The 18,504-nt window shown below is 66.0% G+C and carries 11 protein-coding genes; 6 read left to right on the forward strand and 5 right to left on the reverse strand.

The features are described 5' to 3' along the window. The first annotated feature begins 179 nt into the window (after positions 1 to 179). Positions 180 to 989, forward strand: a complete 810-nt coding sequence (locus tag DID98_RS04000; RefSeq protein ID WP_124488314.1) for an IclR family transcriptional regulator — start codon at positions 180 to 182, stop codon at positions 987 to 989. A 99-nt stretch (positions 990 to 1,088) separates the two neighbouring features. Here DID98_RS04000 and pbpG read toward each other — a convergent pair whose 3' ends face one another. Beyond that, positions 1,089 to 2,240: a D-alanyl-D-alanine endopeptidase gene (gene pbpG / locus DID98_RS04005; protein WP_044848196.1), complete on the reverse strand. Its 1,152-nt coding sequence runs from the start codon at positions 2,238 to 2,240 to the stop codon at positions 1,089 to 1,091. Positions 2,241 to 2,895: 655 nt separating this feature from the next. Here pbpG and DID98_RS04010 point away from each other — a divergent pair. Next, entirely contained in the window at positions 2,896 to 3,462 is a 567-nt protein-coding gene (locus DID98_RS04010; RefSeq protein WP_044848197.1) for a phasin family protein, read from the forward strand. 207 nt (positions 3,463 to 3,669) lie between these two features. Here DID98_RS04010 and lpdA read toward each other — a convergent pair whose 3' ends face one another. The 3 genes from lpdA to aceE all read right to left on the reverse strand — a co-directional run bounded on the left by lpdA (position 3,670) and on the right by aceE (position 10,159). Then, a complete protein-coding gene (lpdA, locus tag DID98_RS04015; RefSeq protein WP_124570266.1) occupies positions 3,670 to 5,439 on the reverse strand; it encodes a dihydrolipoyl dehydrogenase in 1,770 nt (589 codons plus the stop codon). Positions 5,440 to 5,739: 300 nt separating this feature from the next. Then, the gene (gene aceF / locus DID98_RS04020) at positions 5,740 to 7,392 is read right to left on the reverse strand and encodes a dihydrolipoyllysine-residue acetyltransferase (RefSeq protein ID WP_124488316.1); all 1,653 of its coding nucleotides are present in this window, start codon (positions 7,390 to 7,392) and stop codon (positions 5,740 to 5,742) included. 70 nt (positions 7,393 to 7,462) lie between these two features. Next, entirely contained in the window at positions 7,463 to 10,159 is a 2,697-nt protein-coding gene (aceE, locus tag DID98_RS04025; protein WP_044849249.1) for a pyruvate dehydrogenase (acetyl-transferring), homodimeric type, read from the reverse strand. Positions 10,160 to 10,429: 270 nt separating this feature from the next. Here aceE and fixL point away from each other — a divergent pair, with 270 nt between their 5' ends. The 4 genes from fixL (at position 10,430) to DID98_RS04045 (ending at position 17,047) form a co-directional block, all read left to right on the forward strand. Next, positions 10,430 to 12,946, forward strand: coding sequence for an oxygen sensor histidine kinase FixL (gene fixL, locus DID98_RS04030; protein WP_124488317.1), 2,517 nt, complete (start codon positions 10,430 to 10,432; stop codon positions 12,944 to 12,946). After that, positions 12,943 to 13,581 carry an oxygen response regulator transcription factor FixJ gene (gene fixJ, locus DID98_RS04035; RefSeq protein WP_006493245.1) on the forward strand — a complete coding sequence of 213 codons (639 nt, stop codon included), beginning with the start codon at positions 12,943 to 12,945 and terminating at the stop codon, positions 13,579 to 13,581. Before fixL ends, fixJ begins: the two co-directional genes overlap by 4 nt. A 236-nt stretch (positions 13,582 to 13,817) precedes the next feature. Next, positions 13,818 to 14,675: a bifunctional methylenetetrahydrofolate dehydrogenase/methenyltetrahydrofolate cyclohydrolase FolD gene (gene folD, locus DID98_RS04040; protein WP_124522157.1), complete on the forward strand. Its 858-nt coding sequence runs from the start codon at positions 13,818 to 13,820 to the stop codon at positions 14,673 to 14,675. 284 nt (positions 14,676 to 14,959) lie between these two features. Next, on the forward strand, positions 14,960 to 17,047 hold the full coding sequence (locus DID98_RS04045) for a M3 family metallopeptidase (protein ID WP_124570267.1): 2,088 nt from the start codon (positions 14,960 to 14,962) through the stop codon (positions 17,045 to 17,047). A gap of 60 nt (positions 17,048 to 17,107) precedes the next feature. On the opposite strand, the gene dinB is transcribed toward DID98_RS04045, so the two are convergent. Further along, complete coding sequence (gene dinB / locus DID98_RS04050) at positions 17,108 to 18,397, reverse strand: DNA polymerase IV (RefSeq protein ID WP_124570268.1); 1,290 nt, start codon at positions 18,395 to 18,397, stop codon at positions 17,108 to 17,110. Positions 18,398 to 18,504 lie beyond the last annotated feature (107 nt).

Raw genomic sequence — 18,504 nt, forward strand, 5'->3', positions numbered from 1 at the left:
CGCTCCTTCGAGAAAACGGCTCTCATTATCCGCCGTTTGGCCGGCAAGACCAACGCCGGCACGCGCGCAAGTGCGCGATGCCGGAAACGAGGACTTCCTCGAACGGCGTTCGCTTTTTTCACGATACGAGATACAATCGACGCAACACCGCTTGACGCGTCAACCGATTCTCCCCCGACATGAGCCAACCCACCCCGGATTCCAAAACGTCGATCCAGGTGATCGAACGCATGATGCGGCTGCTGGACGCGCTCGCCGCGCACAGCGACCCCGTCAGCCTGAAAGAGCTTGCGCAGCGCACGGAGCTGCATCCGTCGACCGCACACCGCATCCTCAACGACATGGTGACCTGCCGCCTCGTCGACCGCTCCGATCCCGGCACCTACCGGCTCGGCATGCGGCTGCTCGAACTCGGCAACCTCGTGAAGGCGCGCCTGTCGGTACGCGACGCTGCGCTGATGCCGATGCGCGAATTGCATCGCCTGACCGGCCAGACCGTGAACCTGTCGGTGCGTCAGGGCGACGAAATCGTCTATATCGAGCGCGCGTATTCCGAGCGCTCGGGGATGCAGGTCGTCCGCGCAATCGGCGGCCGCGCGCCGCTGCATCTGACGTCGGTCGGCAAGCTGTTTCTCGCGGTCGACGAAACCTCGCGCGTGCGCGCCTATGCGACGCGCACCGGGCTGTCCGGCCATACGCAGAACAGCATCACCGACATCGCGAAGCTCGAGCGCGAGCTGACACTCGTGCGCCAGCAATCGTGCGCGCGGGACAACGAGGAACTGGAGCTGGGCGTGCGCTGCATCGCGGCCGGCATCTACGACGACTCGGGCAAGCTCGTCGCGGGCCTGTCGCTGTCGGCCCCGGCGGACCGCCTGCAGGACGCGTGGCTCGGCCAGCTGAGCCGCACCGCGCTGACCATCTCGGAATCGCTCGGCTACCGGCCCGCGCCCACGAAGGACGCCGAAGGGCTGCAACGGCACGCGTGAGCCGCGCCGCCCGCCGCACGGCGCCAGATGAAAAAAAGCCCCGCATCGCGGGGCTTTTTCTTTGCGGCGATCGGCACGGCGCGAACCGCCGTGACACGCTCAGGTGCCGCCGTTCGCCGTATTGGCGGCCGTCAGGCGCTCGCCGCCGCCGGCGTCGAGCCAGTTGCGCAGGCGTGCCGCGTCGGCGAAGCGCGAATACTTGCCGAACGAATCCAGCAGCACCATCACCATCGGCCGGCCATGGATCGTCGCCTGCATCACGAGGCATTCGCCCGCCTCGTTGATGAAGCCCGTCTTCTGCAGACCGATGTCCCACGAGCCGTTGCCGCGGATCAGCGCGTTCGTGCTGTTGTAGACCAGGTTGCGCTTGCCCGTATTGACGTCGTACGTGCGGTCGGTCGAGAACTGCCGGATCATCGGGTACTGGTACGCCGCGTTGACCATCTTCACGAGGTCGCGTGCGCTCGACACATTCGAGCTCGACAGGCCCGTCGAATTCTCGAAGTGGGTGTCGTTCATGCCCAGCGACTTCGCCTTCGCGTTCATCGCGGCGATGAACGCCGGACGGCCGCCCGGGTAGTAGCGCGACAGCGCGGCGGCCGCGCGGTTTTCCGACGCCATCAGCGCGATGTGCAGCATGTCCTCGCGCGACAGCACCGAGCCGACCGACAGGCGCGAACCCGTGCCCTTCTCGTAGTCGCGGTCTTCGTCGGTGACTTCGATCTGGTCGGTCATCGGTGACTTCGAGTCGAGCACGACCATCGCCGTCATCAGCTTCGAGATCGATGCGATCGGCACGACGGCGAGCGAATTCTTGTCGAACAGCGGCTCGCCGGTGTTCTGGTCGACGACGTACGCGACGCTCGAGCGCAGCGCGAGCGCGTCCGGCGTGTCGTGCAGGCCGAATGCCTGGCCGACCGTCGGGCGGCGCGGCTGGAACGCGACCTTGCGCACCGCGCCGCGATGGCCGTGCACGTTCGACGCGAGCGTCGCGCGCTTGCGCGATGCCTTCGGCGCATCGGCCGACGCGACGTTGGCGGATTTCGCGGAGGCGGCCTTCACCGTCCGCTTCTTTTCCGAAGAAGTGGAAGCGGCTTTCTTGGCGGCCTGGTGGGTCTTCGCAGTGGCGGCAAAGGCGTCAGCGGGCGCGACGGACGCGGCGGTCGCCAGCAAGGCGACGGCGACCGACACAGCCGTGCCGAGCGTCATGCTCTGCAACAATCTGCGCGGTGAAAACGATTCGGCTTTCATTGGGGTCTGGACAAAGCGGGCGGGGTTTCCGCAAGTGTAGTTAAAGCTGAAAAAAAGAGCAATATTAGGCACTTACCGATCGTCGTTAAACCGGAATGTAAGGGTCGACCAACGATGACTCGATCAACCCTCGCGCTCCCATCGAAAAAATTCATGGGATGCGCCGCCCGACAGTACCCGTCTCCCGAATTACCACGCGGTTAATTGAGATAACGTCACTTTGGCGACGAATTAAAGCGGGGAAAGTACGTATCCGGCGTTCGGTGTATCAGGCACCGGTCTTGACCGCGGCGGCGGCACATCGCCACGGCATGCGCATCGCGAAACGGCGCGCTTTTCGACAGGAACAGAAGCATAACGTTCCACATGCCTGTCAGGTTTACCTGTGCATGATCACGGTGCGGCGCGCCTGCCCCGGCCAAGTGCGCACCATGTGGGAACACGTCTGAAACCGATTCCGAACCGGCCGTGATAACCCGTTGTTTTATCGATAATTTGTCGTGATTGTGCAATGCACAAAAAGTGCTTGACAAGACTTTTCTCTGCCCTAAAATATGACTCATTGCTGCGTTGCACAAAGCACGCGGCGCCGAGGTTCCCCATCGTAGTGCCCTTTATCCCTGCGATCGACGTGATCGCTTTTCAGGAGCTTGACATGTCCTTGCTGACCCCCGAGCAAATCGCCGCCGCACAGAAAGCCAACCTCGAAAGCCTGTTCGGTCTGACGACCAAGGCGTTCGAAGGCGTCGAAAAGCTGATCGAACTCAACCTGCAGGTCGTGAAGTCGACGCTGACCGAAAGCCAGGAAAACGCGCAGCGCCTGCTGTCGGTGAAGGACGCACAGGAACTGATCGCGCTGCAAGCGAGCCTGTCGCAGCCGGTCGCGGAAAAGGTGCTGTCGTACAGCCGTCACCTGTATGAAATCGCGTCGTCGACGCAAGCCGAGTTCGCGAAGGTCGCCGAAGCGCAATTCGAAGAGCAGAACAAGAAGGTCCAGGCACTCGTCGACAACGTCGCGAAGAACGCTCCGGCCGGTTCGGAAACGGCTGTCGCCGCACTGAAGTCGGCACTGAACGCTGCGAACACGACGTACGAAACGGTCCAGAAGGCTGCCAAGCAAGCCGTCGAGATCGCCGAAACGAACTTCAACGCGGCTGCCGCTGTCGCGACGAAGGCTGCGAGCGCTGCTGCATCGCGCCGTTCGAGCAAGCCGGCCGCGTAAGCGTCCCCTGCTCCTGAAAAAGCCGCGCACTGCGCGGCTTTTTTGTTTCCGGCGACGGAACATCCGGGCATCCGGGCGGCGCCGGTGCGGTGGCGCGGCACGGACCGGGCACTGCCGTCGGCCGCGGGCAAAAGAAAACGCCGCCGTCCGGGTACCCGGGCGGCGGCGTTTTTCGTGGCCGGCGCGAGGCCGGCCGAGCCGATCGCGTTACTTCTTGCGTTGCGGCGGCAGGTCCGTACAGACGCCTTCGTACAGTTCCGCGGCCATGCCGATCGATTCGCCGAGCGTCGGGTGCGGATGGATCGTCTTGCCGATGTCTTCCGCGTCCGCGCCCATCTCGACGGCGAGACACACTTCGCTGATCAGGTCGCCCGCGTTCAGGCCGACGATCCCGCCGCCGATCACGCGATGGGTTTCCTCGTCGAAGATCAGTTTCGTGAAGCCTTCGTCGCGGCCGTTCGCGATCGCGCGGCCCGATGCGGCCCACGGGAACACGGCCTTGCCGTACTTGATGCCTTCGGCCTTGCACTGGTCTTCGGTCTTGCCGGCCCACGCCACTTCCGGATCGGTGTACGCCACCGACGGGATCTGTAGCGCGTCGAAGTACGCCTTTTCGCCGTGCGCGGCTTCCGCTGCGACGTGGCCTTCATGCACGGCCTTGTGCGCGAGCATCGGCTGGCCGACGATGTCGCCGATCGCGAAGATGTGCGGGACGTTCGTGCGCATCTGCTTGTCGACGTCGATGAAGCCGCGGTCGGTGACCGCGACGCCTGCCTTGTCGGCACCGATCTTCTTGCCGTTCGGGCTGCGGCCCACCGCCACCAGCACGAGGTCGTAGCGCTGCGCTTCTGCCGGCGCCTTCTCGCCCTCGAACTTCACGTAGATGCCGTCTTCCTTCGCTTCCGCGCCGACCGTCTTGGTCTTCAGCATCACGTTGCCGAAGCGCTTCGCGTTGTACTTTTCCCAGACCTTTACGAGATCGCGGTCCGCGCCCATCATCAGGCCGTCCATCATTTCGACGACGTCGATCTCGGCGCCGAGCGTCGCATACACCGTCGCCATTTCGAGGCCGATGATGCCGCCGCCGATCACGAGCATGCGCTTGGGCAGCTGGCGCAGTTCGAGGGCGCCCGTCGAATCGACGACGCGCGGGTCTTCCGGCATGAACGGCAGCTTCACCGCCTGCGAGCCGGCGGCGATGATTGCCTGCTTGAACTTGACGACCTTCTTGCCGTTCTCGCCCTGCACTTCCATGTGATACGGATCGACGAACGCGCCGACGCCGGTGACCACTTCGACCTTGCGCGCCTTCGCCATGCCGGCGAGGCCCGTCGTCAGCTTCTTGACGACGCCGCCCTTGAAGTCGCGCAGCTTGTCGAGATCGACTTCCGGCTTGCCGAACGAGATGCCGTGCGACGCGAGCGCCGCGGCTTCGTCGATGACGAGCGCCGTGTGCAGCAGTGCCTTCGACGGGATGCAGCCCACGTTCAGACAGACGCCGCCGAGCGTCGAGTAACGTTCGACGAGCACCGTCTTCATGCCGAGGTCGGCTGCGCGGAATGCGGCCGAGTAGCCGCCGGGGCCGGCGCCGAGCACGAGCATGTCGCATTCGATGTCGGCGGAGCCGCTGTAGCTGCCTGCTTGCGGAGCGACGGCCGGGGCGGCGGCGGGCGCGGCGGCCGGAGCCGGTGCTGCGGCCTTTGCGGGTTCGGCTGCTTTCGCGGGCGCGGCTGCGCCTGCCGCTGCTTCGACGATGGCGATCACGGTGCCTTGCGAGACTTTCTCGCCGGCCTTGACCTTGACTTCCTTGACCGTGCCGGCGACGTCGCTGGGCACTTCCATGGAGGCTTTGTCCGATTCGAGCGTGATGAGCGTCTGCTCTTTTTCGATCACGTCGCCCGGCTTCACGTTGACTTCGATGACATCGACGCCGCTGAAATCGCCGATATCCGGAACCTTGACTTCGATGAGACTCATTACTGTCCCCTTCTTGATTAGCTGCAGACAGAGGGGGAGAAACCCGCAAGAACCGACTACGGCCTGACAAAAGAACGCGAACCTGGGCAGGACCACCTTTGCCGTCCGCCCAAGGACGCGCCTTTCTTTTGGTTACTTTTCTTTGGAAGACGACCCGAAGGTAGTCCCTGTGGGACAAAGAAAAGTGACCGCCGCCCCGCGCAGGGGCGACGCTAGCAGACCATTAGCGAAACAGGTTCAACGACAGGGCGAGGATCACAGACATCAACCCCACGCCCCCGCGAGCCACTCCCACGCTCATCAAAGAATGATGCGACGGAAATCGGCCAGCAACGCGCCGAGATACGCATTGAACCGCGCGGCTTCCGCGCCATCGATGACGCGATGGTCATACGACAGCGACAGCGGCAGCGTGAGCCGAGGCACGAACTGCTTGCCGTCCCACACCGGCTTCATCTGCCCGCGCGACAACCCGAGGATCGCGACTTCCGGCGCGTTGATGATCGGCGTGAAGTTGGTGCCGCCGATCCCGCCGAGCGACGAGATCGAGAAGCAGCCGCCCTGCATCTGGTCCGGCTTCAGCTTGCCGTCGCGCGCGGCCTTCGACAGCTCGGCCATTTCCTTCGCGATGTCGACGAGGCCCTTCTTGTCCGCGTCGCGGATCACCGGCACGACGAGGCCGTTCGGCGTGTCCGCGGCAAAACCGACGTGGTAGTACTGCTTGAACACCAGGTTGTCGCCGTCGAGGCTCGCGTTGAAGGTCGGGAACTTCTTCAGCGCGGCGACGACCGCCTTGATCACGAACGCGAGCATCGTGAACTTCACGCCCGCCTTCTCGTGCTCCTTGTTCAGCTGCACGCGCAGCGCTTCGAGCTCGGTGATGTCCGCTTCGTCGTTGTTCGTGACGTGCGGGATCATCACCCAGTTGCGATGCAGGTTCGCGCCCGAGATCTTCTTGATGCGCGACAGCGGCTTCGCCTCGAACGGGCCGAACTTCGAGAAGTCGACCTTCGGCCACGGCAGCAGGTTCAGCTCGCCGCCGCCTGCCGGCGCGGCTGCCGCGGCCGGTGCCGCGCGCTGGCCCGTCATCACGCCCTTCACGAAGCCGGTGATGTCGTCCTTAGTGATGCGGCCCTTCGGACCGGTACCCTGAACGCGTGCGACTTCCACGCCGAGCTCGCGCGCGAACTTGCGCACGGACGGCGATGCGTGGCTCGCGCGGTACTCGCCCGACGTTGCGGCGGCCGGCGCGGCAGCAGCCGGAGCCGGTGCAGCCTTCGCGGGTGCCGGTGCGGCGGCGGGTGCCGGCGCGGCAGCGGCCGGAGCCGGCGCGCTCGCCTGCGGCGCGGCGGCAGGCGCGCCGCCAGCGGCGTCGAGCAGCACGATCAGCGTGCCTTCGGACACCGAATCGCCCACCTTGACCTTGATTTCCTTCACGACGCCTGCGGCCGGGCTCGGCACGTCCATCGTCGCCTTGTCGGACTCGAGCGTGACGAGCGATTGCTCCTTCTCGACCGTGTCGCCGACCTTCACGCCGATCTCGATCACCGGGACGTCCTTGTAGTCGCCGATGTCCGGCACCTTCACCTCGAGCGTGCCGCCCGACGTGGCCGGCGCGGCAGCCGGCGCTGCCGCAGCCGGCGCGGGTGCGGGCGCTGCCGCCGGAGCCGGTGCGGCTGCCGGCGCGGCCGCACCGTTCACCTGCGCCGCGGCGCCGCCTTCGAGCAGGACGATCAGCGAGCCTTCCGACACGGAATCGCCCACCTTGATCTTCACTTCCTTGACCGTGCCGGCTGCCGGGCTCGGGACGTCCATCGTCGCCTTGTCCGACTCGAGCGTGACGAGCGACTGCTCGGGCTCGACCGTGTCGCCCACCTTCACGAGCACCTCGATGACGGGCACGTCCTTGTAATCGCCGATATCCGGCACCTTCACTTCGATCGCTTGACTCATCTTTTTGTGTCTCCATGGCCGCGCGCGCCCCTCCCGGAAGCGGCGCGCGGCATCACACGGCGCGTGTGCGTTAAACGGTCATCGGGTTGGGCTTGGACGGATCGAGGTTGTACTTGGCAATCGCGTCCGCGACCACCTTGCGCTCGATCGTGCCTTCGTCGGCCAGCGCGTTCAGCGCGGCGACGGTGACCCAGTGACGGTCGACTTCGAAGAAGTGACGCAGCTTCTCGCGGGTGTCCGAACGACCGAAGCCGTCCGTGCCCAGCACGACGAAGCGGCGGTCGATCTGGCCGCGGATCTGGTCGACCAGCGCGCGCACGTAGTCGGTCGACGCGATGACCGGACCCTGCGTGTCCTTCAGGCACTTCTGCACGTGCGACAGGCGACGCTCCTCGGTCGGATGGAGCAGGTTCCAGCGCTCGATCTCGTGGCCTTCGCGCGCGAGTTCGGTGAAGCTCGGCACGCTCCACAGGTCGGCCGCGACGCCCCAGTCGTTCTTCAGCAGGTCGGCGGCAGCGATCACTTCGTTGAAGATCGTGCCCGCGCCGAGCAATTGCACGCGCGGCGCCTTCGCGTCCGCGTCGGCCTTCTTGAACGCGTACATGCCCTTGATGATGTCGGCCGCTACGTGCTCGCCCTGCGGAATCGCCGGGTGCTCGTAGTTCTCGTTCATCACCGTGATGTAGTAGTACACGTCTTCCTGCTCCTGCACCATGCGGCGCAGGCCGTCCTGGACGATCACCGCGAGTTCGTAGCCGAACGTCGGGTCGTAGCTGATGCAGTTCGGCACCGATGCGGCCCACAGGAGCGAGTGACCGTCTTCGTGCTGCAGGCCTTCGCCGTTCAGCGTCGTGCGGCCCGCGGTACCGCCGAGCAGGAAGCCGCGCGAGCGCATGTCGCCCGCCGCCCATGCCAGGTCGCCGATCCGCTGGAAGCCGAACATCGAATAGAAGATGTAGAACGGCACCATGATCTCGCCGTGCGTCGAATACGACGTCGCTGCCGCGATCCAGTCGCACATGCCGCCCGCTTCGTTGATGCCTTCCTGCAGGATCTGGCCGGTTTCCGATTCCTTGTAGAACATCAGCTGGTCGGAATCTTCCGGCACGTACTTCTGGCCTTCCTGGTTCCAGATACCGATCTGGCGGAACAGGCCTTCCATGCCGAACGTACGCGATTCGTCCGGGACGATCGGCACGACGCGCTTGCCGAGCGCCTTGTCCTTCAGCAGGATGTTCAGGATCCGCACGAACGCCATCGTCGTCGAGATCTCGCGGCCTTCGCCCGTGCCCTTCAGCAGCGGCTCGAATGCGTCGAGCGCCGGCACCGGCAGCGACGTCGCCTTCTCGCGGCGATGCGGCAGGTAGCCGCCGAGGTCCATGCGCTTCTGGCGCATGTATTCGAGTTCCTTCGAGCCTTCCTCGAACTTCAGGTACGGCACGTCGGCGATCTGCTCGTCGGTGATCGGCAGGCGGAACTGGTCACGGAACTTCTTCAGTTGCTCGACCGGCAGCTTCTTCTGCTGGTGCGTGATGTTCATCGCCTGGCCCGACTCGCCCATCCCGTAGCCCTTGATGGTCTTCGCGAGGATGACGGTCGGCGCGCCCTTCGTGTTGGTCGCTTCGTGGAACGCCGCGTAGATCTTGTGCGGATCGTGGCCGCCGCGGTTCAGCGCCCAGATGTCGTCGTCCGACCAGTCGGCGACGAGCGCCTTCAGTTCAGGCGTGTTGAAGAAGTGTTCGCGTACGAACGCGCCCGACTCCGACTTGTACGTCTGGTATTCGCCGTCGACGACTTCCATCATGCGGCGCATCAGCGCGCCCGTCTTGTCGCGGGCGAACAGCGCATCCCAGCGGCTGCCCCAGATGACCTTGATCACGTTCCAGCCGGCGCCGCGGAATTCCGATTCCAGTTCCTGGATGATCTTGCCGTTGCCGCGCACCGGGCCGTCGAGACGCTGCAGGTTGCAGTTGATCACGAACACGAGGTTGTCGAGCTTCTCGCGGCTCGCCATGCCGATCGCGCCGAGCGATTCCGGCTCGTCCGTCTCGCCGTCGCCGAGGAACGCCCAGACCTTGCGGCCGGCGGTCTTCGCGATGCCGCGCGATTCCAGGTACTTCATGAAGCGTGCCTGGTAGATCGCCATGATCGGGCCGAGACCCATCGACACCGTCGGGAACTGCCAGAAGTCCGGCATCAGCCACGGGTGCGGGTACGACGAGATGCCCTTGCCGTCGACTTCCTGGCGGAAGTTGTCGAGCTGCTCTTCCGACAGGCGGCCGAGCAGGAACGCGCGCGAGTACACGCCCGGCGACGAGTGGCCCTGCACGAACACGAGATCGCCGCCGTGCTGGTCGGACGCCGCGTGCCAGAAGTGGTTGTAGCCGACGTCATAGAGCGTCGCGGCCGATGCGAACGACGCGATGTGGCCGCCGACGTTCGTGTCCTTGCCGGCGCGCAGCACCATCGCCAGCGCGTTCCAGCGCGTGTACGAACGGATGCGGTGCTCGAGGTCCTGGTCGCCCGGAATCTTCGCCTGGGCTTCGACCGGGATCGTGTTGATGTACGGGGTGTTGGCGGAGAACGGCAGGTGTTCGCCGTGCATGCGGGCAAACTCGATCTGCTTTTCGATCAGGTAATGCGCGCGGCCGGTGCCCACCGAGGAGATCACGCCGTCGAGCGACTCGAGCCATTCAACGGTTTCTTGCGGGTCGTCGTCACGTTCGGCGGCGACATATTTCATCACTTCGTTCGGTACAGCGGACATTCTCGTCTCCTGGGTCCTGGAATGTGAGGATCGCTCTCGTGCAGACGACGCGGCGCGGCCTGCGGGCAAGCTCCGACGGATTGTAATGAGCGTCGCCGGCCCCGCGCAACAGAATTTTCGAATTATGAGATCTTTTCTCGTAATGCGGAATATTGCTGCGCTGCACCCTTGCGGCGGGCCTCTGCGGCACGCGCCGCGGGCATAAATCCGTTTCCGTTCAACATATCCGGTATAGGTTTTCCATGTATTGCGCTGCGCTACAATCCTGCCATGTTGACCGATCGGCTTTTCGCACGCTCGGCGCGACCGTCGGGCCCGCCGGCGGAGTCGCAGCCGTCCCGCTGGCACCACGGACCGTGGTGGTCCAATTCCTATTTGCTGACGCCGCTGCTGTCGATCCTCGTGTTCCTCGTGGTGATGAGCCTCATTCTATGGAGCCTCAATCGCCGCGAACAGCAGCAGCAGGAAGACACCCTGTTCCGTAACGTCGCGTGGGCGCAGCAGCAGATCCGCCTGTCGATGACGGGCGCGCAGGAGCAACTGCAGGCGCTGTCGCGCGATCTCGCGTCCGGCCGCCTCGACCAGAACGCATTCCAGATGGCCGTCGCGGACGTGATGCAGACGCATCCGGAAATCCTCTATCTGAACTGGTACACCGCGCCCGGCGTGCAGCGCTGGCCGACCGTGCATCCTCCACTGCTCGGCCAGCGGCTCGCGAAACCCGGCGACGCGCAGATGCAGGACGCCGTGCGCGGCGCGTACGACGAAGCGCGCAGCACGCGCCGCCAGGCCTATTCGCCGCTGATCTACGACGACTTCGGCAACGGCTTCATCACGCTGCAGACGCCCGTGATGCGCGGCGACCGCGAATATCTCGGCTCGCTCGCCGCGGTGTTCTCGGTCGAAGGGATCCTGAAGCACGACATCCCGCAGGAGCTGTCGTCGAAGTACAAGATCTCGATCACCGACTCGAACAACCGCGAGCTGTCGTCCACGTCGACGCGCCCGCGCCTGCCGCGCGACTCCCACTACGACCTGCCGCTCGACCCGCCCGGCCAGGGGCTGACCGTGCGCGTGTACGCGTTCCCGCAGCTCACGAACCTGACCAACAACACGCTCGTGTGGCTCGTGGCCGGCCTGTCGTGCTTCGTGCTGTGGAGCCTCTGGAGCCTGTGGAAGCACACGCGCCAACGCTTCGAGGCACAGCAGGCGCTGTACGCGGAGGCGTTCTTCCGCCGCGCGATGGAGAATTCGGTGCTGATCGGCATGCGCGTGCTCGACATGCACGGCCGCATCACGCACGTGAACCCCGCGTTCTGCCGGATGACGGGCTGGGACGAAACCGACCTCGTCGGCAAGGTCGCACCGTTCCCCTACTGGCCGCGCGACTCGTATCCCGAAATGCAGCGCCAGCTCGACATGACGCTGCGCGGCAAGGCACCGAGCTCGGGCTTCGAACTGCGCGTGCGGCGCAAGAACGGCACGCTGTTCCATGCGCGCCTCTACGTTTCGCCGCTGATCGACAGCTCGGGCCGCCAGACCGGCTGGATGTCGTCGATGACCGACATCACCGAGCCGAAGCGCGCGCGCGAGGAACTCGCGGCCGCGCACGAGCGCTTCACGACGGTGCTCGAAAGCCTCGACGCCGCGGTATCGGTGCTGGCCGCCGACGAAGCCGAGCTGCTGTTCGCGAACCGCTACTACCGCCACCTATTCGGGATCCGCCCGGACGGCCACCTCGAGCTGTCGGGCGGCGGCTTCGACCGCGCGCAGGCGTCGTCCGACTCGATCGACATGGTCGATGCGTTCGCGGGCCTTCCGGCCGCCGCGCTGACGAGCAGCACGGCAGACGCGCAGGAGGTGTACGTCGAGAGCATCCAGAAGTGGTTCGAGGTGCGCCGCCAGTACATCCAGTGGGTGGACGGCCACCTCGCGCAGATGCAGATCGCGACCGACATCACGACCCGCAAGAAGGCGCAGGAACTCGCGCACCAGCAGGAAGAGAAGCTGCAGTTCACGAGCCGATTGATGACGATGGGTGAAATGGCGTCGTCGATTGCGCACGAATTGAATCAGCCGCTCGCCGCGATCAACAACTATTGCTCGGGCACGCTCGCGCTCGTGAAAAGCGGCCGCGGCACGCCCGAGACGCTGCAGCCCGCGCTGGAAAAGACCGCGCAGCAGGCGCTGCGCGCGGGGATGATCGTCAAGCGGATCCGTGAATTCGTGAAGCGCAGCGAGCCGAAGCGCCAGCCGGCGCGGGTCGCGGACATCGTCGCCGACGCAGTCGGGCTCGCCGAAATCGAGGCCAGGAAGCGCAGGATCCGGATCGTCACGGAAATCCTCGCAAGAATGCCTATTATTTATGTCGACCCCGTGCTGATCGAGCAGGTGCTCGTGAACCTGATGAAGAACGCGGCCGAGGCGATGGCCGACGTGAAGCCGGCGTCGGCGGACGGCGTGATCCGCGTCGTCGCCGACATCGACGCGGGTTTCGTCGACATCCGCGTGATCGACCAGGGTCCGGGCGTCGACGAAGCGACCGCCGAACGCCTGTTCGAACCGTTTTACAGCACCAAGTCCGACGGCATGGGCATGGGGCTGAACATCTGCCGTTCGATCATCGAATCGCATCGGGGGCGTCTGTGGGTGGTCAACAATGTCGAACCGGACGGCCGCATTTCCGGCGCGACATTCCACTGCAGCCTGCCCATTGGGGAACCCGCTGATCTCGGCCAAGGGGGGCGCGAGGCATCGGCATCACATACCGTTACGGGAGAACTATGAATAGCCCTGTCACCACCACTCAGGAAACTGTCTTCGTCGTCGACGACGACGAGGCCGTACGGGACTCGCTGCGCTGGCTGCTGGAGGCGAACGGCTATCGCGTGCAATGTTTCTCGAGCGCCGAGCAGTTCCTCGATGCGTACCAGCCGGCGCAGCAGGCCGGCCAGATCGCCTGCCTGATCCTCGACGTGCGGATGTCAGGCATGAGCGGCCTCGAGCTGCAGGAGCGCCTGATCGCCGACAACGCCGCGCTGCCGATCATCTTCGTCACGGGCCACGGTGACGTGCCGATGGCCGTGTCGACGATGAAAAAGGGTGCGATGGACTTTATCGAGAAACCGTTCGACGAGGCCGAGCTGCGCAAGCTCGTCGAGCGGATGCTCGACAAGGCCCGAAGCGAAAGCAAGAGCGTCCAGGAACAGCGCGCCGCGAGCGAGCGCCTGTCGAAGCTGACCGCGCGCGAGCAGCAGGTGCTCGAGCGGATCATCGCCGGCCGCCTGAACAAGCAGATCGCCGACGATCTCGGGATCAGCATCAAGACGGTCGAAGCGCACCGCGCGAACATCATGGAAAAGCTCAACGTCAACACGGTCGCCGATCTGCTGCGCCTCGCGCTGTCGAAGAAGCAGGCCTGAACGTTGCGGGCGGCCGCCGGGCGCCTGCCCGGCCGGCCGCACCGCCGCGCCGCGCGATGCGGCCCACTCGCGCGGCACGGCACGGCGCCGCCTCCCGGGGCGCCGGCACCGCCGCCATGACGCTTTCCTTGTATTCGCTGTCGGACGACGGCAGGCGACCGGTATAATTCCGTGTTTTGCTGCGGCGTTTCGCGCGCCGTACGCCCGCATTCCAACTTCCCGGCAGGACCACCACCATGACAGCCCTCCTCATCGACGGCAACGCCCTCTCGAAGACCTTGCGCGCGCAGGCCGCCGAACGCGCCGCCGCCCTGACCGCACGCGGCCACCAGCCCGGCCTCGCGGTGATCCTCGTCGGCGCCAACCCGGCGAGCGAAGTCTACGTGCGCAACAAGATCAAGGCGTGCGAGGACAACGGCTTCTTCTCGCTGAAGGATGCGTACCCCGACACGCTGTCGGAAGCCGACCTGCTCGCGCGCATCGACGAACTGAACCGCGACCCGAAGATCCACGGCATCCTGGTCCAGCTGCCGCTGCCCGCGCACATCGACAGCCACAAGGTGATCGAGGCGATCGCGCCGGAGAAGGACGTCGACGGTTTCCACGTCGCGAACGCCGGCGCACTGATGACGGGCAAGCCGCTGTTCCGCCCGTGCACGCCGTACGGCGTGATGAAGATGTTCGAAGCGCACGGCATCCCGCTGCAAGGCGCCAACGCCGTCGTGATCGGCCGCTCGAACATCGTCGGCAAGCCGATGGCGATGCTGCTGCTCGAAGCCGGCGCGACCGTGACGATCTGCCACAGCAAGACGCGCGACCTCGCCGCGCACACGCGCCAGGCCGACGTCGTGGTCGCCGCGGTCGGCAAGCGCAACATCCTGACGGCAGACATGGTCAAGCCCGGTGCGACCGTGATCGACGTCGGCATGAACCGCGACGATGCGGGCAAGCTGTGCGGCGACGTCGACTTCGCCGGCGTGAAGGAAGTCGCCGGCCACATCACGCCGGTGCCGGGCGGCGTCGGCCCGATGACCATCACGATGCTGCTGATCAACACGATCGAAGCCGCCGAGCGCGCCGCCGCGGCCGCCTGAGCGCCTTCGACCCTCTCGCCCGTCCAGCCGGCGCGCATGCGTGCGCCGGCGTCCCGCCGGCCGCCCGCCGCGGCCGCGTCAGCGCCCTGCCACACTGCCGCGCTCCGCTTCATTCCGCCCCTTTCGACCCTTTCCGGCTCTGCGTCGCGCACCGCCAATCGCCTCGTTAGAAACTAACGATTGGAAAGCGCGCGTTGCGCCCCAATAATGTCGATATCGGGCGCCGCCGCATCGCGCCTCACCCTTTTCACCCCGGTTCATCCGGCAACAGACAGGGAGTCTTAATGTCCGCCAGCGCCAATTCCAATCCGCTCCTCGATTTCTCCGGCCTGCCCCGCTTCGGCGAGATTCGTCCGGAACACGTGACGCCCGCGCTCGACACGCTGCTCGATGCCGCCAACCGCGCGGTCGACACGGCGAGCGCACCCGCGACGCCGGCGACCTGGGCCGCGATCGTCGAGACGGTCGAGCAGGCGACGGAGCCGCTCGGGCGCGCATGGGGCGTCGTCGGCCACCTGAACGCGGTCGCCGATACGCCGGAACTGCGCGCCGCGTACGGCGAAAACCTGCCGCGCGTGACCGAATTCTGGTCGAGCGTCGGCCAGAACCTCGCGCTGTACGAGAAGTACAAGGCGATCGCCGCGAGCGCCGAATACGCGACGCTGTCCGCCGAGCGCAAGAAGATCCTCGACAACGCCCTGCGCGATTTCCGCCTGTCGGGCGCCGAGCTGCCCGAGGATCAGAAGCCGCGTTTCGCGGAATTGCAGGAGCAGCAGGCCGCGCTGTCGAAGGCATTCTCCGACCACGTGCTCGACGCGACCAACGCGTATGCGTATTTCGCGCAGGACGAGGCCGAGCTGGCCGGCCTGCCGGGCGATGCGATCGAAGCGGCCCGCGAGGCCGCGCAGAAGGAAGGCAAGGAAGGCTGGAAGTTCACGCTGCACTTTCCGTCCTACTTCCCGGTGCTGCAGTACGCCGAGAACCGTGCGATGCGCGAGACGCTGTACCGCGCGTATGCGACGCGCGCGTCCGAACTCGGGCCGCAATACGGCGGCGGCAAGGCCGAGTGGGACAACACGGCGATCGTCGCGGACGAGCTTAAGCTGCGCCGCGAAGAGGCGCAGATGCTCGGCTACCGCAACTTCGCCGAAGTATCGCTCGCGCCGAAGATGGCCGAATCGCCGCAACAGGTGATCGCGTTCCTCGAGGATCTCGCGACGCGCGCGCGTCCGCACGCGGACAAGGACTGGGACGAACTGCGCGCGTTCGCCGCGAAGGAACTCGGCCTGACCGAGCTCGCTCCGTGGGACGTCGCGTTCGCGGCCGAGCGGCTGCGTCAGCAGCGCTACGCGTTCTCGGAAAACGAGGTCAAGCAGTACTTCCCGGAACCGGCCGTGCTGAAGGGCCTGTTCAACGTCACCGAAACGCTGTTCGGCGTGCGGATCAAGCCGGACGACGCACCGGTGTGGCACAAGGACGTGCGCTTCTTCCGCGTGGAGAACCGCGACGGCTCGCTCGTCGCGCAGTTCTATCTCGACCTGTACGCACGCGAAGGCAAGCGCGGCGGCGCGTGGATGGACGATGCGCGTGCGCGCGCCAAGCGCGGCGACACCGTGCAGACGCCGGTCGCGTACCTGACCTGCAACTTCTCGGCACCCGTCGGCGGCAAGCCCGCCTGCTTCACGCATGACGAGGTCATCACGCTGTTCCATGAATTCGGCCACGGGCTGCATCACATGCTCACGCGCGTCGACGAGCTCGGCGTGTCGGGCATCAACGGCGTCGAATGGGATGCGGTCGAGCTGCCGTCGCAGTTCATGGAAAACTTCTGCTGGGAATGGGACGTGCTGTCGTCGATGTCGTCGCACGTCGATACGGGCGCCGCGCTGCCGCGCGAGCTGTTCGACAAGATGATCGCCGCGAAGAACTTCCAGAGCGGCCTCGGCACGCTGCGCCAGATCGTGTTCTCGATGTTCGACATGCTGCTGCACGTCGACTTCGACCCGTCCGGCACGACCGGCGTGAATGCGTTCGCGCGCGAGATCAACGAGCGCTACCACGTGATCCCGCAGGCCGCGTTCTCGCGCTGGCCGAACACGTTCAGCCACATCTTCGCGGGCGGCTATGCGGCCGGCTACTACAGCTACAAGTGGGCCGAGGTGCTGTCGGCCGACGCGTACGCGGCGTTCGAGGAAGCGGCCGCCGCCAGCGGCAGCGTGCTCGACGCGGCGACCGGCACGCGCTATCGCCGCGAAATCCTCGAAGTCGGCGGCAGCCGGCCGGCGATGGATTCGTTCAAGGCGTTCCGCGGCCGCGAGCCGGAAATCGACGCGCTGCTGCGTCACAACGGGATGGCCTCGCCCGCGCACTGAGCGCGCGCTGTCCGGCTTGTCCGGCTGCGTCGAAAGGCACCGCTGCGGCGGTGCCTTTTTTCATGGCGCGGGGGGTTTGGTGTTGGCGTCGTTGGCGGTGTTGGCGGCGTTCGCCTCGTTCGCCTCGTTCGCCTCGTTCGCGTCGGTTGCCGCGTTGGCGTTGGCAGCAGCAACATCGTCACTATCAGCCCCCTCGTCCGCATCGTCATCGAACAGCGAAAACTGCCCGTGACGCTCGGCCGTGTCCTCGTCGATGCGCACGCCCACGCCGAGCAACCGCACGGCCTGCGCGCGCCGTTGCAGCCCCTTCGCGAGCAGCGTGACGGCCGTCTGCGCGTTCGTCGCGTCGGCCACGCACTCGACCGTCGTACGCTGGAAATCGGCGAAGCGGATCTTTACGTACAGCTTGCGGATCGTGCGGGCCGCGCCCGCGCGCGCGATCCGCGCGTCGAGCTGCACGACGAGGCGGCGGATCTCGTCCGCGCATTGCTCGAGCGTCGTCAGGTCGGTCACGTAGGTCGTCTCGACGCTGACCGACTTGCGCTCCTGGTCGGCCCGCACCGGCCGCTCGTCGATGCCGCGCGCCAGCTGGTACAGCCGCCGGCCGAACGCACCGAACTCGCGATGCAGGTCGATCAGCGACCAGCCGCGCAACTGCGCGCAGGTCTTGATGCCCAGCCGGTCGAGCCGCGCGGCCGTCACCTGGCCGACGCCGTGCAGCTTGCGCACCGGCAGCGCCGCGACGAACGCATCGACCTCGTGCGGGCGCACGACGAACAGACCGTCGGGCTTGTTCCAGTCGGACGCGATCTTCGCGATGAACTTGTTCGGCGCGACACCCGCCGACACCGTCACGCCGACCGTGTCGTACACGCGCTGGCGAATCTCCCGCGCAATCAGCGTGGCGCTGCCCTGGCACAGCTGCGAACCGCTGACGTCGAGGTATGCCTCGTCGAGCGACAGCGGCTCGACGTCGTGCGTGTAGTCGCGATAGATCGCCATGATCTGCCGCGACGCCGCACGGTATTTGTCCATCGCGGACGGCAGGATCAGCAGGTCCGGACACTTGCGCATCGCGAGCGCCGACGACATCGCGGAATGCACGCCGTAGCGCCGCGCCTCGTAGTTGCAGGTCGCGATCACGCCGCGCTGGTCGGGCCGGCCGCCGACGGCGAGCGGCCGGTTGCGCAGCGACGGGTCGTCGCGCATCTCGACCGACGCGTAAAAGCAGTCGCAGTCGCAGTGGATGATCTTGCGCACGCGCGACGGCGCGTCGCCGGGCGGCGACCCGCGCGGATCGGCAGGCGGGATGATGGTCGGATTCACGGTGCCGATACTGTACAAAAACACAGTGGCCGTTTCAACTGTCGCGTGCTGCCGCGTTCGGCCGACGCCCGGCGCAGCCGGAACGCCTCGGATCGCCTCCACCCGCTCGCCGGCCACCCCCGACCGACAAT

Origin of the sequence: Burkholderia sp. Bp8984, from assembly GCF_003853755.1 — a bacterium.
Lineage (GTDB): Bacteria > Pseudomonadota > Gammaproteobacteria > Burkholderiales > Burkholderiaceae > Burkholderia.

Bases quoted from the DNA above. Each gene is read 5' to 3' on its own strand.
- folD (WP_124522157.1), top strand. From the start codon at position 13,818: ATGACAGCCCTCCTCATCGACGGCAACGCCCTCTCGAAGACCTTGCGC.
- fixJ (WP_006493245.1), top strand. From the start codon at position 12,943: ATGAATAGCCCTGTCACCACCACTCAGGAAACTGTCTTCGTCGTCGAC.
- DID98_RS04045 (WP_124570267.1), top strand. From the start codon at position 14,960: ATGTCCGCCAGCGCCAATTCCAATCCGCTCCTCGATTTCTCCGGCCTG.
- aceE (WP_044849249.1), bottom strand. From the start codon at position 10,159: ATGTCCGCTGTACCGAACGAAGTGATGAAATATGTCGCCGCCGAACGT.
- lpdA (WP_124570266.1), bottom strand. From the start codon at position 5,439: ATGAGTCTCATCGAAGTCAAGGTTCCGGATATCGGCGATTTCAGCGGC.
- DID98_RS04000 (WP_124488314.1), top strand. From the start codon at position 180: ATGAGCCAACCCACCCCGGATTCCAAAACGTCGATCCAGGTGATCGAA.
- DID98_RS04010 (WP_044848197.1), top strand. From the start codon at position 2,896: ATGTCCTTGCTGACCCCCGAGCAAATCGCCGCCGCACAGAAAGCCAAC.
- fixL (WP_124488317.1), top strand. From the start codon at position 10,430: ATGTTGACCGATCGGCTTTTCGCACGCTCGGCGCGACCGTCGGGCCCG.
- aceF (WP_124488316.1), bottom strand. From the start codon at position 7,392: ATGAGTCAAGCGATCGAAGTGAAGGTGCCGGATATCGGCGATTACAAG.
- pbpG (WP_044848196.1), bottom strand. From the start codon at position 2,240: ATGAAAGCCGAATCGTTTTCACCGCGCAGATTGTTGCAGAGCATGACG.